This window comes from Inhella gelatinilytica (assembly GCF_016093295.1).
GTDB classification, from domain to species: Bacteria; Pseudomonadota; Gammaproteobacteria; order Burkholderiales; family Burkholderiaceae_C; genus Inhella; species Inhella gelatinilytica.
Genome location: NZ_JAEDAL010000001.1, coordinates 384519 through 399804, shown reverse-complemented (window position 1 = coordinate 399804; position 15286 = coordinate 384519). Strand labels below are relative to the sequence as shown.

18 protein-coding genes are annotated in these 15286 nt (G+C 65.3%); 10 read left to right on the top strand and 8 right to left on the bottom strand.

The annotated features are described in order from the left end of the window. Genes I7X43_RS01885 through I7X43_RS01855 form a run of 7 tightly spaced genes read left to right on the top strand, consistent with a single transcriptional unit; the run spans window position 1 to window position 6436 of the window. Complete coding sequence (locus I7X43_RS01885; protein WP_198099192.1) at window positions 1–678, top strand: thiol:disulfide interchange protein DsbA/DsbL; 678 nt, start codon at window positions 1–3, stop codon at window positions 676–678. After that, entirely contained in the window at window positions 678–1286 is a 609-nt protein-coding gene (gene lptA, locus I7X43_RS01880; protein WP_198099191.1) for a lipopolysaccharide transport periplasmic protein LptA, read from the top strand. The genes I7X43_RS01885 and lptA overlap by 1 nt, the downstream gene beginning before the upstream one ends. Further along, window positions 1283–2029 (top strand): LPS export ABC transporter ATP-binding protein, encoded by a 747-nt coding sequence (lptB, locus tag I7X43_RS01875; protein WP_198099190.1) that lies wholly within the window; start codon window positions 1283–1285, stop codon window positions 2027–2029. Before lptA ends, lptB begins: the two co-directional genes overlap by 4 nt. Continuing rightward, window positions 2029–3489, top strand: coding sequence for an RNA polymerase factor sigma-54 (locus tag I7X43_RS01870; protein WP_198099189.1), 1461 nt, complete (start codon window positions 2029–2031; stop codon window positions 3487–3489). The genes lptB and I7X43_RS01870 overlap by 1 nt, the downstream gene beginning before the upstream one ends. Continuing rightward, on the top strand, window positions 3490–4725 hold the full coding sequence (locus I7X43_RS01865; RefSeq protein ID WP_198099188.1) for a THUMP domain-containing class I SAM-dependent RNA methyltransferase: 1236 nt from the start codon (window positions 3490–3492) through the stop codon (window positions 4723–4725). Further along, entirely contained in the window at window positions 4674–5975 is a 1302-nt protein-coding gene (locus I7X43_RS01860; protein ID WP_198099187.1) for an ABC transporter substrate-binding protein, read from the top strand. The genes I7X43_RS01865 and I7X43_RS01860 overlap by 52 nt, the downstream gene beginning before the upstream one ends. Further along, the gene (locus I7X43_RS01855; protein WP_198099186.1) at window positions 5972–6436 is read left to right on the top strand and encodes a hypothetical protein; all 465 of its coding nucleotides are present in this window, start codon (window positions 5972–5974) and stop codon (window positions 6434–6436) included. The genes I7X43_RS01860 and I7X43_RS01855 overlap by 4 nt, the downstream gene beginning before the upstream one ends. Here the strand turns inward: I7X43_RS01855 and I7X43_RS01850 are convergent. Further along, on the bottom strand, window positions 6404–7132 hold the full coding sequence (locus tag I7X43_RS01850; protein ID WP_198099185.1) for a 16S rRNA (uracil(1498)-N(3))-methyltransferase: 729 nt from the start codon (window positions 7130–7132) through the stop codon (window positions 6404–6406). The two genes, I7X43_RS01855 and I7X43_RS01850, sit on opposite strands and share 33 nt — an antisense overlap. A gap of 90 nt (window positions 7133–7222) precedes the next feature. Here I7X43_RS01850 and I7X43_RS01845 point away from each other — a divergent pair, with 90 nt between their 5' ends. Further along, window positions 7223–7945 carry a PepSY domain-containing protein gene (locus I7X43_RS01845; protein ID WP_198099184.1) on the top strand — a complete coding sequence of 241 codons (723 nt, stop codon included), beginning with the start codon at window positions 7223–7225 and terminating at the stop codon, window positions 7943–7945. Between the two features lie 23 nt (window positions 7946–7968). Here I7X43_RS01845 and I7X43_RS01840 read toward each other — a convergent pair whose 3' ends face one another. Next, complete coding sequence (locus I7X43_RS01840) at window positions 7969–9645, bottom strand: long-chain-fatty-acid--CoA ligase (RefSeq protein ID WP_198099183.1); 1677 nt, start codon at window positions 9643–9645, stop codon at window positions 7969–7971. Window positions 9646–9743: 98 nt separating this feature from the next. Here I7X43_RS01840 and I7X43_RS01835 point away from each other — a divergent pair, with 98 nt between their 5' ends. Beyond that, window positions 9744–10367, top strand: a complete 624-nt coding sequence (locus I7X43_RS01835; RefSeq protein ID WP_198099182.1) for a LysE family translocator — start codon at window positions 9744–9746, stop codon at window positions 10365–10367. A 27-nt stretch (window positions 10368–10394) separates the two neighbouring features. Here the strand turns inward: I7X43_RS01835 and I7X43_RS01830 are convergent, their stop codons facing one another. The 6 genes from I7X43_RS01830 to I7X43_RS01805 form a co-directional block, all read right to left on the bottom strand. Beyond that, on the bottom strand, window positions 10395–11018 hold the full coding sequence (locus tag I7X43_RS01830) for a transporter substrate-binding domain-containing protein (RefSeq protein WP_198099181.1): 624 nt from the start codon (window positions 11016–11018) through the stop codon (window positions 10395–10397). Between the two features lie 218 nt (window positions 11019–11236). Continuing rightward, the gene (locus tag I7X43_RS01825; protein ID WP_198099180.1) at window positions 11237–12676 is read right to left on the bottom strand and encodes an NAD(P)(+) transhydrogenase (Re/Si-specific) subunit beta; all 1440 of its coding nucleotides are present in this window, start codon (window positions 12674–12676) and stop codon (window positions 11237–11239) included. Further along, entirely contained in the window at window positions 12673–12867 is a 195-nt protein-coding gene (locus tag I7X43_RS01820; protein ID WP_198099179.1) for a hypothetical protein, read from the bottom strand. Before I7X43_RS01820 ends, I7X43_RS01825 begins: the two co-directional genes overlap by 4 nt. Further along, on the bottom strand, window positions 12864–13178 hold the full coding sequence (locus tag I7X43_RS01815; RefSeq protein ID WP_198099178.1) for an NAD(P) transhydrogenase subunit alpha part 2: 315 nt from the start codon (window positions 13176–13178) through the stop codon (window positions 12864–12866). The genes I7X43_RS01820 and I7X43_RS01815 overlap by 4 nt, the downstream gene beginning before the upstream one ends. Before the next feature lie 19 nt (window positions 13179–13197). Then, on the bottom strand, window positions 13198–13560 hold the full coding sequence (gene panD, locus I7X43_RS01810) for an aspartate 1-decarboxylase (RefSeq protein ID WP_198099177.1): 363 nt from the start codon (window positions 13558–13560) through the stop codon (window positions 13198–13200). A gap of 37 nt (window positions 13561–13597) precedes the next feature. After that, on the bottom strand, window positions 13598–14728 hold the full coding sequence (locus I7X43_RS01805) for a Re/Si-specific NAD(P)(+) transhydrogenase subunit alpha (protein ID WP_198099176.1): 1131 nt from the start codon (window positions 14726–14728) through the stop codon (window positions 13598–13600). An 82-nt stretch (window positions 14729–14810) separates the two neighbouring features. On the opposite strand from I7X43_RS01805, the gene I7X43_RS01800 reads away from it, so the two are divergent. Continuing rightward, window positions 14811–15272, top strand: a complete 462-nt coding sequence (locus tag I7X43_RS01800) for an NUDIX domain-containing protein (protein WP_198099175.1) — start codon at window positions 14811–14813, stop codon at window positions 15270–15272. The last annotated feature ends 14 nt before the right edge of the window (window positions 15273–15286 follow it).

The following is a 15286-nucleotide window of genomic DNA, read 5'->3' as shown; positions in this document are numbered from 1 at the left end:
ATGAGCTTGGGTGTTCTGACTCGACGCGAGGGATTGGCGTTGTTGAGCGCTGCGGCGCTACCGGGCATCGCGGTGGCGCAAGGTGAACCCAAAGTGGGACGCCATTTCCGCAAACTCCGCCAACGCTTGGCCAGCAGTGGCAGCAAGATCGAAGTGGTGGAGTTCTTTTGGTACGGCTGCCCGGCTTGCAATGCCTTTGAGCCCACCCTGCAGGCTTGGGTCAAACAACTGCCGGCCACGGTGGAGTTCCGCCACGTTCACATCGGCGGCCGGGCGCAACAGCGCCCCCACCAGCGCCTCTTTTTCACGCTGCAGGCCATGGGCGTGGAACATCAATTCCGGTCGGCCATCTTCAATGCGATGCACCAGCAGCGCAATCCGTTGGATACCCCCGAGGCCATGATCAAGTTGTTGCAGCCCCTGGGGTTGGATGGGGCCAAGTTCCAGTCCATGTGGGCCGCCCTGGACCCCAAGGCCTTCAGCGGCGCCAAGATCGTGCAGGCGGACAAGTTGACCGAAGCCTATGAACTGGACGGGGTGCCCATGTTGGGTATCGGCGGCCTCTACACCACTTCGCCCTCGCAAGCTGCCGGTGGGGAGCCCATGAGTGCATTGGAAGGCGGGCGCCGTGCGGTGGCGGTGACCGAGTTCCTGGTGCGCAACTTCGGGAAGGTGTGATGCGTCAGACCGTGATGTGGCTGGGCCTGGCGCTCACGTGCTTGGGTGCGCCCGTTGCCGAGGCGGCCAAGGACGATCGGACCAAGCCGATTGCGATTGAAAGCGAACGATCGGGAACCTACAACGACCGCAGCAAGCGCGTGGAATGGGAAGGGCCGGTCTTGCTGACGCAGGGCAGCTTGCAATTGCGGGCGGCCCTGCTGGAGGTCGAGGAGCGCAAGGATGGCAGCCACCATGCCCGGGCCCTCAGCAAGGGGGGCGAGCCCGTTCGGTTTGCGCAAGCCCTGGATGCCCCGGGCGAGCGCCTGGAAGGTCAAGCGGATCGCATCGAGTACGACAGCGGCAACGACACCGTCAACTTCGTGGGGGGCGCGTTGGTGCGCCGACTGAAAGGGGCCCAACTGCTCAGCGAACTCACGGGCGCGACGATTTTGTACAACAGCCGCACGGAAACGGTTCAGGTTCAGGCGGGACAGAGCTCCCCGCATCCCCAGGGCCGCACCCGCATGGTGATGATGCCGCGCAGCGCCGCGGCCTCCGAGGCCGCACCCGCTGCCAGTGCCGTTCCCTTGAAGTCCACGCCGGCCCTGCCGCCCGTGCGCCGATGACGACCAGCCGCCTGGAGGCCGAAGGCCTGCAAAAAAGCTACGGCGTGCGCAAAGTCGTCAAGGACGTGCACGTGCGGGTTGATGCGGGTGAGGTGGTCGGTTTGCTGGGCCCTAATGGGGCGGGCAAGACCACCAGTTTTTACATGATTGTGGGTTTGGTGCGGGCCGATGCGGGGGTGATCCGCATCGATGGTCACGCTGTGCAACATCAACCCATTCACCGGCGCTCGCGCTTGGGGCTCTCCTACTTGCCGCAAGAGGCGTCCATTTTTCGCAAGCTGAACGTCGAGGAAAACATCCGCGCCGTCTTGGAGCTTCAGGTCGATGAGCGGGGCAAGCCGTGGGCCAAAGCCCGCATCGACGAAGCCTTGGAGCGCTTGCTGCACGAGTTGTCGATTGAAAAGCTGCGCGCGGCCCCTGCGCCCGCCTTGTCCGGCGGGGAACGTCGTCGGGTGGAAATTGCCCGAGCCCTGGCGACGCAGCCCCGTTTCATCCTGTTGGACGAGCCCTTCGCCGGGGTGGATCCGATCGCGGTTCTGGAGATTCAGCGCATCATTCACTTTCTGCGTGAGCGTGGGATTGGGGTCTTGATCACCGACCACAACGTGCGTGAAACCTTGGGCATTTGCGACCGCGCCTACATCATCAGCGAGGGCGCCGTGCTGGCCGAAGGCGATCCCGAGTCCATCGTGGCCAACCCGGACGTGCGCAAGGTCTATCTGGGCGAACACTTCAAGATGTGATGCGCGCCGGATTGCAGCTTCGTCAGAGCGCCCACCTGGCGCTCACGCCGCAGCTGCAGCAGTCGATCCGGCTGCTGCAGCTCTCGACGCTGGAGCTGCAGCAGGAGATCCAGCAGATGCTGGATCAAAACCCGCTGCTGGAGCTACAAGACGAGGATGAGGGTTCGCCCCCGCCGGAGGGGCTCCTGCCCGACCGGTTGGCCGAGGTCGAGCGCGCCGACTCGGAGGAAACAGAGCGCGAGCTGGTGGCCGATGACTTCGAACGCACCGAGCACGACGACTGGTCCAACGGCACGGAGGGCGATGATTTTGATGGCATTGCCGAGTTGCCGAGTCGCGCCCCGGCCGACGAAGGGGGCGACGACCGCCCGGAGGCGGCAGCGCCGCTCCTGAGTTTGATGGCGCACCTTGAGCAGCAGACGGCGGGCTTGAACCTCGCGGACGAAGACCGCGCGGCCTTACGGCTGCTGATGGGCTGTCTGGACGAGCGGGGATACCTCGTTGAACCCCTGGAGTCCCTGGCCGAGGATTTTTCGCGGGATGAGGCCTTGGATGAGGTCTTGGACCGTCTGCGCATCGCCTTGGCACTGTTGCAGAGCTTGGATCCGGTGGGCGTGGGCGCTCGGTCCCTGCCCGAGTGTCTGAGCTTGCAGCTGCGTCAGCACGGGGACCACCCCCAGCTGGCCCTGGCCCGGACCTTGTGCATGCAGCACTTGGAGGTGCTCGCCCGCAAAGATTGGCGCCGGCTTACCCAACTCACGGGAGCGCCGGTCGAGGCCCTGCGGGAGGCCCTGGGCCTCATCACGCGACTGGAGCCCCATCCCGGGCGTGCCTTTGCTGCCGAGGTGGGGGTGCCTGTGGTGCCGGACGTGCTGGTGCGTCGCCAGGGGCGGGGCTGGCGGGTTCGCATCAACCCGGCCGTTCGCCCGCGCATTGGCATTCACGCCTACTACGCCCAGTGCTTGCGACAGAACCGCGGCTCGCCGCTGGTTGCCCAGCTGCAGGAGGCCCGGGGCTTTCTGAAAAGCATCGAACAGCGACTGGACACGATCGAGCGGGTGGCCCAAGCCATCGTGGACCGCCAAAGTGGCTTCCTGCAGCATGGGGAACTCGCGATGCGGCCCTTGGTGCTGCGAGAGATTGCTGAAGAACTGGGGTTGCACGAGTCCACGGTGTCCCGCGTGACCACGGCCAAGTACATGGCCACGCCGCAGGGCGTGTTTGAACTGAAATACTTTTTTGGGTCAGGTCTGTCCACGGAAACGGGCGGCGAAACCAGCAGCACCGCCGTCCGGGCCTTGATTCGCCAGTTCATCGAGGCGGAAGATGCGGCCAAACCCCTGTCCGATCAAACCCTGGCGGAAATGTTGGAGGCCCAGGGCATCCAATGCGCTCGCCGCACCGTCGCCAAATACCGCGAGGCCCTGAAGATCCCCGTGGCGGCCCACCGAAAGAACTGAATGCCTGCACCTGCGTCCCACGTCTTGTTTTTGCCCTGCCCCGGGGGGGTTGAACCGCTGCTGGCGGACGAGTTGCAGCAGCTCGGCTACAAACCCGATCCAGCACGCGGCGGGGTGCGCGTGTTGCGGGCTGGCTTGATTGATGCCATGCGTTTGAACCTCCACAGTCGCTTGGCCACGCGCGTCCTGGTGGAGTTGGCCCACGGTCGCTATCGCGACGAGGCGGACCTCTACCGACTGGCGGGCGAGGTCGACTGGGACGCTTGGTTGACCCCGGACCATCGCTTTCGCGTCGATTGCACGGCGCGTCAAAGTCCGCTCAAGAGCTTGCACTTTGCAGCCCTCAAAGTGAAAGACGCCCTCTGTGACCGCCTGCGCGACGCCCATGGTGCGCGGCCCAGCGTGGACACCCGCCACCCGGATTTGCCGCTCTTGCTGCACTTGGAAGCCGAACACGCCACGCTCTACGCCGACACCAGTGGCGAACCCCTGTTCAAGCGGGGATGGCGTTACGACAAGGGCGATGCGCCGCTGAAAGAAACCCTGGCGGCGGCCATGCTGGCGGCGGCGGGTTGGCGCGGTACGCCCGAGAGCGGCGGCGCTTTGAACGACCCCTGCTGTGGCAGTGGCACCATCGCCATTGAGGCGGCCCAGTTGGCTTGTGGCATGGCGCCGGGGCGGCAACGCGAGTTCGCGTTTGCGCATCAGTTGCCCTTCGCCGAATTGTTCCCCGAGTGGCAGCGCCTGTTGGCGGAGGCCAAGGCCCAAGAGCATCCTCCGGCGGTCCCCATCTTTGCCAGCGATGTGGCTTTCCGCATGGTGGATTTTGCCCAACGCAACGCGGAGCGTGCTGGCGTGGCGCACGCGATTCGCTTTCAGGGGGGGGATGCGCTTGAGCGTCCGGCCCCTGCCTTGCCGCCCGACCTGCCCGGTACCTTGATGCTCAACCCGCCCTATGGCGAGCGCATCGAGGTGCGGGGCAAAGCCGGCGACCACGTTGAACGACCGGCCCGGGAAATCGCCGAGGGCAATGATTTCTTTTCCCGCTTGGCGGCGCATTGGAAGCGCCAGTACACCGGCGCCAACCCCTGGACCGCGTGGATGCTGACCCCAGACCGCGAACTGCCCGGGCGCATGCGCTTGAAGGAAAGCCGCAAGATTCCCATGTGGAACGGCCCCATTGAATGCCGCTTGTTCCGGTTCGACTTGGTGGCCGGCTCGGCCCGCAAGGCCTGACCGTGGATCGGCGGGCGCTGCTGGCGACCGCGTGGGCCTTGGGGGCCACCCGCACGGTGGCGGCGGCCGCCCGTGACAACGCGTTGTCCGTGTTGTGGATGTTCTCCACCGGCGAACAGCGTGATTTGTGGGTGCGCTTGGTGGGCGAATTCGCCCAACAGTTTGAGGGACCGCGGCCCAGCAGTCGGGAACTGGATCAGGCCACCTACAAAGAGGAATTCGAAAAGCACCTTCGAGCCCAGCCCACGGCCGACGTGATGCTGTGGTTCGCGGGGCACCGCTTGGCGGAGTGGGTGGAGGCGGGCCTCATTGAACCGCTGGACGATGTGGCGCGGGAAGGCCAGTGGGCCGAATCGTTTCTGCCCGCCGCCCTGGACGCCGTGCGGGTTCGGGGGCGGGTGTACGCCCTGCCGTTGTCGACCTATCAGTGGGGCTTTTATTACCGACGCTCGGTGTTCGAGCGGCTTGGCCTCAGTCCGCCCGTGGACTGGGAGGGCTGGCTCAAACTAAACGATCAACTCCGAGCGGCAGGGCTGGCGCCGATTGGATTGGGGGCCGCCGACCTGTGGCCTTTGGGCGGGTGGTTCGACTATTTCAACCTGCGCTTGCATGGGCGAGCCTTTCACTTGGACCTGCTGGCGGGGCGTCAGAGTTGGTTGGATCCGCGGGTGGCGGCGACTTTGTCGCGCTGGGCCCAACTCATGGAGCGCGGGGACTTCCAGGCCGGGGCGTCCGCGCGGGATTGGCGGCAGGCCTTGCCCTATGTGTCGCGCGGGCTGACGGGCACCATCCTCATGGGCAATTTCGCCGCCCTTCAATTCCCGCCGGCGGTTCGCCGTGACCTGGGGTACTTTCCGTTTCCGACCTTGGACGCGCGGCAGCCGCCGGCCGAGGTGGCGCCGCTGGACGTGTTGATCGTGCCGCGCCACGCACGCAATCCGAAGCGGGCGATGCAGTTCCTGCGATTTGCGGCCCAGGCCCGGGTGCAGACCCAAATCAATCAGGCGATGGGCATGATTCCCCCGCATCGAGGGGCTCAATTGGGTGCGAGCCCGCTGATTCAGGCGGGTGCCCAGGTGCTGGCCCAGGCCGCCGGGGGCAGCACCCAGTACTTTGATCGCGACGCTCCGGGGGCGTTCTCCAACCCCGCTCTGGCGGTGCTGCGCGACTTCCATGAGCGACGCTTGACGGTGTCGCAAACGCAGCAGCGACTTGAAGCGTTGCGCCGCTCCCCCACAATGAACCCATGAAACCTGTTTTTCGCGCCCTGCTGGCCCTGTTGGCCGGCATGATGGTCGCCGTGGCGGTCATTGCTACGGTGGAAACCGCCAGTCACCAGATCTGGCCGATCGCCAACGTGGGGGTGAATGCCCGAGATCCAGCGGCCATGGCGGCCTTGATTCAGAGTTTGCCCTTGGGCGCGCTGGTGTCCGTGGTCTTGGCCTGGTGCGCTGGCGCCGCGTCTGGGGCCTGGATGGGCTACCGGTTTGCGGTGGCCCCGCAACAAGCCTCCGTGGGCTTGGGTGTTGCTGGGGTCATATGGCTGGCCACGGCGGCGAATCTGGCCGCTATCCCACACCCCACCTGGATGACGCTGGCTGGCCTGCTCGGTGTGCCCCTCAGCGGCTGGGCCGTGGTGCAGTGGGAACGTCGGCGGATGGGCTCTGCGACGCGGTCCTCAAAGGCCGTTGAGACCCCACCAAGCCAGTAAGGCCAGCGGCGCCGTATCAGCGCGCAGCACGCGCGGGCCCAGGCCCACGCGGACAAAGCCCGCGCGAAGGGCCGCCTCTTCCTCTGTTGCGCTCAGCCCGCCCTCGGGCCCCGAGAGGCTGAGCAGTGCGCCTGAAGTCGCCGAACGGCGGGCGGCAGGGGCGCCGGGGCTGAGCACCCAGCGACACTCCCCGGGGGGCGTGGCGGGCAGCTGACTCAGCCAGTGGCTCAAGGTCTGGACGGGGCCGATGTGCGGGACGCGAACCCGTTCGCATTGCTCGGCGGCCGCTTGCGCCACGCCCTGCCAATGAGCGCGCTTTTTTTCGGCCCGCTCGCTCGAGAGTCGCAGCACCGAGCGCTCGCTCATCAGCGGTTGGAGGGAGACAGCGCCCAACTCGGTCGCTTTTTCCACGAGGAAGTCCATGCGATCGTTGGCGGGCATGACCAGGGCCAGATGCAGCGGTGCGGGCAGTTCATGGTCAAGCGCGCGGGCGCTCAGCAGCTTCACGCGCACGGTTTGGCGCCCCATGACCAGCACCTCGGCCTGCCACTCGAGGTCGCTGCGCCCGTCAAAGCAGCGCAGCACATCGCCCGGCTGCGCGCGCAGCACCTGCACGTGGCGGGCGGGGCCCGGGGGCAAGTCCAGTTCCTGGCCTTCGGGCCCAAGGGGCAGGTCAATGTAGAAGCGGGCATTCATCGCGAAATCTCCAAGCCGACATCATCGCTGGGCTGGCTACGATCGCGACCCACTTGAACCGTTTGAACGCACTGAACACAAAGGATCATCATGACGTGGGGCGCCCGTTTCTTTCGTTGGCACCGCTGGCTGGGGTGGATCGTGGCCGTGCAGGTGCTGGCCTGGGTGCTGGGCGGTGTCATTTTTAGCTGGGTCCCCTTCAAGGCCTGGGTGAAAGCGGAGGCCGACGTCGCCCGTCCGGTGGTGCGGCTGCCTGCGGGGTGGGCGGCCGCTCTGGCGGCGCACCTGGACCGGGAAGGGGGGCAGGTGTTGCAGGTCAGCAGTGTGGCCACGGCCCGAGGGCCGGCGCTGCGCCTGCGGTTGGCCGAGGGCGAGCGCTGGGTGGACATGGCGGGGCAGACGCTGAGTCCGCCGGACGAAGCCGCCGTGCGTGAATTTGCTCGGCAGGTGTACCGAGGTCCTGCGGAGCGTGCGATCCGTATCGAGCGCTTGGAGCGCGCGCCCCGTCGACTGGGCATCGTGCGCGAGTTGCCGGGGGCGCGACCCCTGTGGTGCGTCCACTTCGACGATGCCCGCCGCACGCGCTTGTACGTGGATGCGCGCAGCGGCGAGTTGCTGGCGGTCCGCAACGACGCCTGGGTGCTCTACGACTTTTTCTGGCGGCTGCACTTGATGGACTACAGCGAGGGCGAAGACTTCAACCACCCGCTCATCCAGGGGGCCACGGCGCTGGCGCTGGGGCTGACGCTAACGGGCCTGGTGTTGGCGGTACTGGCGGCCCGCCGCAGCCTGCGGCGCCGACGCAGTCCCTAAAGGCCCCCGGCGGGAGTTGGAATTCAGGCCGTGGGCTTGTCCCGCAGTTCCCGGCGCAAGATTTTTCCGACCGGTGTTTTGGGCAGCTCGTCGCGGAACTCCACGATCTTGGGCCGTTTGTAGCCGGTGAGATTGGCCTCGCAATACGCGCGCACGGCGGCCTCGGTGACGGCCGCGTCCTTTTTCACCAGCACGACCTTGACTGCCTCCCCGGCCTTTTCATCCGGAACCCCCACGGCGGCACACTCCAAGATGCCGGGCATTTGCGTCAACACGTCTTCAATTTCATTGGGATAAACATTGAAACCCGACACCAGGATCATGTCCTTCTTGCGGTCCACGATCTTGAAGTAACCGCGCTCGTCCACGATGCCCACATCGCCGGTGCGGAAGAAACCATCGGCCGTCATCACCTTGGCGGTCTCGTCAGGCCGCTGCCAATATCCCGCCATCACCTGGGGGCCCTTGATGGCGATCTCACCTGGCTGCCCTGGCGCCGATTCGTGGCCTTCGTCGTCCAATAGCTTCAGTTCGGTGTTGCAGACCGGCAGCCCAATCGTGCCGGTGTAGGCCGTGCTGTCCGTCGGGTTGCAGGTGGCCACCGGTGAGGTTTCCGACAGCCCATAGCCCTCGCAAATCGGGCAGCCGGTTTTCTCCAGCCAGAGCTTCGCTGTCGCCTGCTGAACGGCCATGCCGCCGCCCACGCAAATCACCAGATGGCTCCAGTCCACGCTGTTGAAGTCCGGGTGATTCGCCATGGCGTTGAACAAGGTATTCACCGCCGGGAAGCTGTGAATCCGATGCGCACTGAGCTCCTTGAACACGGCGGGAATGTCTCGCGGGTTGGGAATCAACACATTGACGCCGCCCATGTGCAGGGAGAGCATCAGATTCGCCGTGAAACCGAAGATGTGATACAGCGGCAGTGCGCAGACCGTGTGCGCTTGTTCCCCCGCGGGAATCTTTTTCAGCGCGGGCTGATACCAGGCTTCGGCCTGCAACACATTGGCCACCAGGTTGCGGTGCAACAGCACCGCGCCCTTGCTGACCCCCGTTGTGCCCCCCGTGTACTGCAACAGGGCGATGTCGTCGGCTTTCAAATCCGGCCGCTGGTAGGGGAGCGCGCGGCCGCGCTTGACGGCGTCATTGAAGCGCACCATGCCGGGAAGCTCCAGCGGCTGGAGGTTGTTCTTCTTGCGCACCACGTAGTTGATGACCAGGCCTTTGAGGAAGCCAAAGCTGTCCCCGATGGCGGCCAGCACGACGTGCTTTGTGGGCACTCTCTCGGCCACCTCTTTGAACGTGGCCAAGAAGTTTTCAACAATGATGAGGGCTTTGGCGCCGCTGTCCTTGAGTTGGTGCTCCAGCTCGCGGGGGGTGTAGAGCGGGTTGACATTCACCGCCACAAAACCCGCGCGCAGCACCGCAGCGATGGCCACCGGGTACTGAAAGATGTTGGGCATCATGATGGCGACCCGATCCCCTTTGGTCAGCCCCAGGCTTTGCAGGTAAGCGGCGAGCGCGCGAGACGAATCGTCTAGTTGCGCAAAACTCTTGCTCGCCCCCATCATCTTGTAGGCGGGCTTGGGGCCATGATGGGCAAACGCCGTTTCGATCAAGTCCACCAGACTGGCGTACCGCCCTGGGTCGATGTCGGCCGGCACGCCGTCCGAATAGTGCTTGAGCCACAGTTTTTCCACGTCGCCTCCTGTGCAGGACCGATGGATTCTGCGAGCCGAGCCGCCCCCTGGGGCTAGGGAATTGGCCTAGGCCCGGGGCCTTCCCTAAGATGACCGCCATGCTCAGCCCCGATCAAGCCCTTGCCTTCTTGTTGGCCGCCCTGGTGGTCACCGCCTCGCCAGGCCCTGACAACCTGATGGTGCTCGGTTTGGGCATGTCGCGGGGGCGATGGGCGGGTTTGGTCTTTGGGCTCGGCTGCGCGCTGGGGTGCCTGAATCACACCCTCTTGGCGGTCTTGGGGGTGAGCGCCTTGGTGGCGGCCAGCCCCGCCGCGTTCCTGGCGCTCAAAGTGGCCGGTGGGCTGTATTTGGTTTGGATGGGGGTCCAGGCCCTGCGCAGCGCTGGAGGGGCCTCGGTTGGGTCCCAGGGCGTCTCGTCGGAATCGCTGGGGCGCTTGTTTCTCAAGGGGTTGGTGGCCAACGCCATCAACCCGAAGGTGGTGCTCTTCTTCCTGGCGTTCTTGCCGCAGTTTGTTCAACCGGCTCGGGGCCCGGTGGGTTGGCAATTGGCCCAGCTTGGGGTGATCTTCACATTGCAGGCGGCCGCCTTATTTGGGCTGTTGGGTTGGTTCGCTGGGGCGATCGGCCAGCGCCTGCAACAAAAGCCTGGGATCGCTATGTGGTTGGATCGGGCGGCGGGGGTGGTCTTTGTGGGGCTTGGGGTGCGGCTGGTGTTGGGCTGAGGACTCGACCCGATCGGGCTTCGGACTTCAGGGTTGGGCAAACTTGGTGCCGATGACCGATTCCACAATTTGTTCCAGCCGGCCTTGCTTCATCAGTCGGTCCTGGGCACGTGTCAGCTCGGTGAGCGTGATCCGCCCATGTTGGATCCGAGCGCAGTAAACCGAAGTGCGTGTGATCTCTACGCCAGTGATGTGGAGCCGCGCGGCTTGGCCGGCATCGCGCTGCCGTTGGTACAGCACGTCAATGTCGCGCATGACCGTGAAGTCCACGCGCCCCGCCAAATGCTTGCTTAGGGCCGAGCTCTCATGGGTCGCATCGTCGCGCCGCAGCCGCTTCGACGCAAAGGCTACTTCCAGTTTTGGATAGTGATATCCGCCCACGGTGCCGATCAAGGCGCCTTGCGGCAGATCTTCCAAGTTCGTAAGCGGATGAGGATGGTTGGCGATGATGAACTCTCGAATGGCCATAAACGGTCGAGGCCACTCATATAGACCCAAGTGACTGGCGGGTATCCAGTCCGGTGACGTCAAACACCGCAAATCTGCACTGCCTTTTTCGGTGACAAATTCTTCGCGCCGCCGGGGCACCACCACCAATTCCGCGGGACGCCCCAATTCCGCAGCCAGCGCTTCTTGCCAGAGTTTCAGCACACCGCCAGTCAGTCGTGGCGTTTGTCCAGCACTTCGCTCGAACTGCCCCAGAGGCATGGTCCACGATTCCGACACCAAGAATCGAACCGGGGGCTTTTGAGCACCGGGTGGGGCTGCAAGCGCGACGCCGCCAAACAGTACCGCCACCCCCGCGAGGAGCCGGACCCTGTGGGGCACCCTTGTCAACCGCACCTGTTGCCCGCCCATGGCCCAGTCTCCTACTCCACCGCCTTCACCATGTCTTCGACGACCTTCTTGGCATCGCCAAACACCATCATGGTCTTGTCCATGTAGAAGAGTTCGTTGTCCAGACCCGCGTAGCCCGCCGCCATGGAGCGCTTGTTGACGATCACGGTCTTGGCCTTGTAGGCCTCCAGGATGGGCATACCGTAGATGGGTGAGCCCTTGACCATGGCGGCGGGGTTCACCACGTCGTTGGCGCCCAGAATGATGGCCACATCGGCCTGGCCGAATTCGCCGTTGATGTCCTCCATCTCAAAGACCTGGTCGTAAGGCACTTCCGCCTCGGCCAGCAGCACGTTCATGTGGCCCGGCATGCGGCCAGCCACCGGGTGGATGGCGTACTTGACCGTGATGCCCTTGTGCGTGAGCTTCTCGGCCAGCTCCTTCACCGCGTGCTGGGCGCGCGCCACGGCCAGGCCATAGCCCGGCACGATGACCACGGTCTCGGCGTTGCCCAGGATGAAGGCGGCGTCGTCCGCGCTGCCGCTCTTGACGTTGCGCTGCTGCTGTGCCCCTTGTGCCACCGCTGCCTCGCCGCCGAAGCCGCCCAAGATCACGCTGAAGAAGCTGCGGTTCATGGCCTTGCACATGATGTAGCTCAGGATCGCCCCCGAGCTGCCCACCAGCGAACCGGCAATGATCAGCATGCTGTTGTTCAGCGAGAAGCCGATGCCAGCCGCCGCCCAGCCGGAGTAGCTGTTCAGCATGGACACCACCACCGGCATGTCCGCGCCACCGATGGGAATGATGATCAGCACACCGAGCACAAAGGCGATGGCGCAGACCAGGGCAAAGGCGGTGGGGCTTTCCGTGTGGGTGAATTGGGCGATCAGCACCAGCATCGCGACGCCCAGCACGGCGTTGAGCAGGTGCTGACCTTTGAACGACACCGGCGCGCCCTGGAACAAGCGGAACTTGTACTTGCCGCTGAGCTTGCCGAAGGCAATGACCGAGCCGCTGAACGTGATGGCCCCGATGGCGGCGCCCAGGCACAGCTCCAGCCGGTTGCCCGGTGGAATGTGATCGCCCCGGGCGATGCCAGGGATCAGCGCAAAGGGCTCGGCCACGGCCGCCACAGCAATGCAAACCGCGGCCAGGCCGATCATGCTGTGCATGAAGGCCACGAGCTCCGGCATCTTGGTCATCTCGACCCGGTTGGCCATGGTGGCGCCCAAGCCACCGCCCAGCACCAGGCCGGCCAGCACATAGACGAGACCCGAGGCCGGGTTGGCCGCGCCCAGTTGCTCGGCCAGTTTGAGGATCAGCGCCACGGTGGTGAAGGCGGCGATGCCCATGCCCACCATGCCAAACAGGTTGCCGCGAATGGAGGTGGTCGGGTGCGAGAGGCCCTTGAGCGCCTGGATGAAGCAGACCGAGGCGACGAGGTACAGCAGGGTGACGAGGTTCATGCTCATGCGTGTGCTCCGGCCGCCGTGGCGTCTTTGGCTTGCTGAATCTTGTGGGCGATGAAGGCATCCAGCAGCCAGACGCTCAGTCCGCCCGCGACGCCCCAGACCACGCCGGCCGCGCCCCAGATGCACAGGCCCGTGACGAGCGCTGAGACTGCCGAAACCGCGTGCGCGGCGATTGCGAGAAGCGCCTTCATGCCTGGCCTCCTGCCGACTTCTTGTCCTTCTTCTTGAACATCTCCAGCATCCGACGCGTGACCAAGAAGCCGCCAAAGACATTGACGGCGGCCAGGGCCACGGCGAGCACGCCCATGGTCTTGCCCAGGGGGCCTTCGGTCAGGGCCGCGGCGAGCATCGCGCCGACGATAACGATGGCCGAGATGGCGTTGGTGACCGCCATCAGCGGCGTATGCAAAGCGGGGGTGACGTTCCACACCACGTGGTAGCCCACGTAGATGGCGAGCACAAAGATGATGAGGTTCAGGACCAGGGGGCTGACGCTGTCCATGGTGGTCTCCGGGTGAGGGTCAAAAAGTACGCAGGGCCTTGATGCGGTTGCCGTCTTCCAGCAACACCACCTTGGGTTTGTAGACCTCGGCCTCGGCCTCGGTCATCGGGGCGTAGGTGCAGATGATGAGCAGGTCGCCCACCATGGCCTTGCGCGCGGCAGAGCCGTTCAGCGAGATCGTGCCGGAACCGCGCGGGGCTTTGATGATGTAGGTCGAGAACCGCTCACCGTTGTTGATGTTGTAGAGCTCGATCTTCTCGAACTCGCGCATGTCGGCGGCGTCGATCAGGTCTTCGTCGATGCCACACGAGCCCTCGTAGTGCAGGTCGGCTTCGGTGACGGTGGCGCGGTGCAACTTGGCCCGCAGCATGAGGCGATTCATGAAAACAATCCAAACAGAAAAAATCAGGCGCGGCCAATCAAGCGCGGGTCACGGCGCCGTCGCGGGCCACCAAACAGGCGGTGACGATGTCGTCGTCCGCCGGCAGCGTGAAGCGGGCCTCTTTGTCGATCACCAGCTTGAGGAAATCGAGCACGTTGCGGGCATAGAGCGCCGAGGAGTCGGCGGCCACCGTCGCGGGCAGGTTGTCCAGCCCAATGATCGTCACGCCGTGCACCTGGGCGATCTGGCCGGTTTGCGTCAGCGGGCAGTTGCCGCCCACGCCACCCGGGCCGCGGCCGGCCGCCAAGTCGACGATGACCGAGCCGGGCTTCATGCTCTTGACCATGTCTTCGCTGATCAAGGTGGGCGCCGGACGTCCCGGGATCAGCGCGGTGCTGATCACCACGTCCGCCTGCGCCACGCGTTTGGCCACCTCCACCGCCTGGCGGCTGAGCCAGCTCGGCGGCATGGGCTTGGCGTAGCCCCCCACGCCCTGGGCCGCCTCGCGCTCTTCGTCGGTCTCGTAGGGCACTTCGATGAACTTGGCGCCCAGGGACTCGACCTGCTCCTTCACGGCGGGCCGCACGTCCGAGGCCTCGATCACCGCGCCCAGCCGCTTGGCCGTGGCAATGGCTTGCAAGCCCGCCACGCCCACGCCCAGGATGACCACGCGGGCCGCCTTGATGGTCCCGGCCGCCGTCATCAGCATGGGGAAGAGCTTGGGGTAATGCGTGGCCGCCAGCATCACAGCCTTGTAGCCGGCGATGTTGGCCTGGCTGGAGAGCACGTCCATGCTTTGCGCCCGCGTGGTGCGCGGCGCGGCTTCCAGGGCGAAAGCGGTCAAGCCGGCGCTGGCCATGGCCTGCAGGCCCTCGCGGTCGAACGGGTTGAGCTGGCCGACGAGTACGGTGCCTGCTTTCATCAGCCCCAGCTCTTCGGCATTGGGTCGCTGGACTTTCAGCACCATCTCGGCGCCCAAGGCGGCAGCGCGATCGCCCAACTCGGCGCCCGCGGCCTCGTAGGCCGCATCCAAACAGGCCGCCGCCTGTCCAGCGCCGCGCTCCACCACGATGCGGTGTCCTTGGGCTTTAAGCTTCTTGGTGGTTTCTGGGGTCACGGCGACACGGGTTTCGCCAGCCGCGCTTTCGCGCGGAACGCCAATCAACATGGGTGAACTCCTGGGGCCGGCGGGGCCGGCAATAGCCGGCGCAGCTTACACAATCCCAACATCATTCCATCCAGGAGTAACGATGAGCGCACGCTGGAAGCCCAATGTCACGGTGGCGGCCTATATCGAACACGAAGGCAAGCTGATGTGGGTGCGCGAGATGACCTCACGCGATGGCGTTCGCATCAACAACGCCGCCGGCCACCTGGAGGCCGACGAGGATCCGCTGCAGGCGGTGTGTCGCGAGGTCTTGGAAGAAACGGGCCACCCGTTCCAGCCCGAGGCCATCTTGGGCTTTTATCTCAGCGACATCCGCATGACCGACGGCGAGCCGGTGCGCTTCTTGCGCATCGCGTTTGTGGGCTCGGTCGGTCCGCGCGAGCGCGAGGTGCTGGACGAACCCATCATCGAGACACTGCTTTTGAGCCCAGAGGAAATCCGCGCGCGCCCTCACGAGCTGCGCTCGCCGCTGATGCTGCGCGGCCTGGACGACTACGGGGCGGGGCGGCGCTTCCCGCTCGATCTGATTCGGGTGCAGGGCTGACCCAAGCAGCCCGC

What these genes read in the sequence shown, in the direction of transcription:
- I7X43_RS01855 (WP_198099186.1), top strand. Translation starts at nt 5,972, where the DNA reads ATGAAACCTGTTTTTCGCGCCCTGCTGGCCCTGTTGGCCGGCATGATG.
- I7X43_RS01815 (WP_198099178.1), bottom strand. Translation starts at nt 13,178, where the DNA reads ATGGACAGCGTCAGCCCCCTGGTCCTGAACCTCATCATCTTTGTGCTC.
- I7X43_RS01800 (WP_198099175.1), top strand. Translation starts at nt 14,811, where the DNA reads ATGAGCGCACGCTGGAAGCCCAATGTCACGGTGGCGGCCTATATCGAA.
- I7X43_RS01825 (WP_198099180.1), bottom strand. Translation starts at nt 12,676, where the DNA reads ATGAGCATGAACCTCGTCACCCTGCTGTACCTCGTCGCCTCGGTCTGC.
- I7X43_RS01865 (WP_198099188.1), top strand. Translation starts at nt 3,490, where the DNA reads ATGCCTGCACCTGCGTCCCACGTCTTGTTTTTGCCCTGCCCCGGGGGG.
- I7X43_RS01850 (WP_198099185.1), bottom strand. Translation starts at nt 7,132, where the DNA reads ATGAATGCCCGCTTCTACATTGACCTGCCCCTTGGGCCCGAAGGCCAG.
- I7X43_RS01820 (WP_198099179.1), bottom strand. Translation starts at nt 12,867, where the DNA reads ATGAAGGCGCTTCTCGCAATCGCCGCGCACGCGGTTTCGGCAGTCTCA.
- I7X43_RS01845 (WP_198099184.1), top strand. Translation starts at nt 7,223, where the DNA reads ATGACGTGGGGCGCCCGTTTCTTTCGTTGGCACCGCTGGCTGGGGTGG.
- I7X43_RS01885 (WP_198099192.1), top strand. Translation starts at nt 1, where the DNA reads ATGAGCTTGGGTGTTCTGACTCGACGCGAGGGATTGGCGTTGTTGAGC.
- lptB (WP_198099190.1), top strand. Translation starts at nt 1,283, where the DNA reads ATGACGACCAGCCGCCTGGAGGCCGAAGGCCTGCAAAAAAGCTACGGC.
- lptA (WP_198099191.1), top strand. Translation starts at nt 678, where the DNA reads ATGCGTCAGACCGTGATGTGGCTGGGCCTGGCGCTCACGTGCTTGGGT.
- I7X43_RS01835 (WP_198099182.1), top strand. Translation starts at nt 9,744, where the DNA reads ATGCTCAGCCCCGATCAAGCCCTTGCCTTCTTGTTGGCCGCCCTGGTG.
- I7X43_RS01805 (WP_198099176.1), bottom strand. Translation starts at nt 14,728, where the DNA reads ATGTTGATTGGCGTTCCGCGCGAAAGCGCGGCTGGCGAAACCCGTGTC.
- I7X43_RS01870 (WP_198099189.1), top strand. Translation starts at nt 2,029, where the DNA reads ATGCGCGCCGGATTGCAGCTTCGTCAGAGCGCCCACCTGGCGCTCACG.
- panD (WP_198099177.1), bottom strand. Translation starts at nt 13,560, where the DNA reads ATGAATCGCCTCATGCTGCGGGCCAAGTTGCACCGCGCCACCGTCACC.
- I7X43_RS01860 (WP_198099187.1), top strand. Translation starts at nt 4,674, where the DNA reads ATGCCGCTTGTTCCGGTTCGACTTGGTGGCCGGCTCGGCCCGCAAGGC.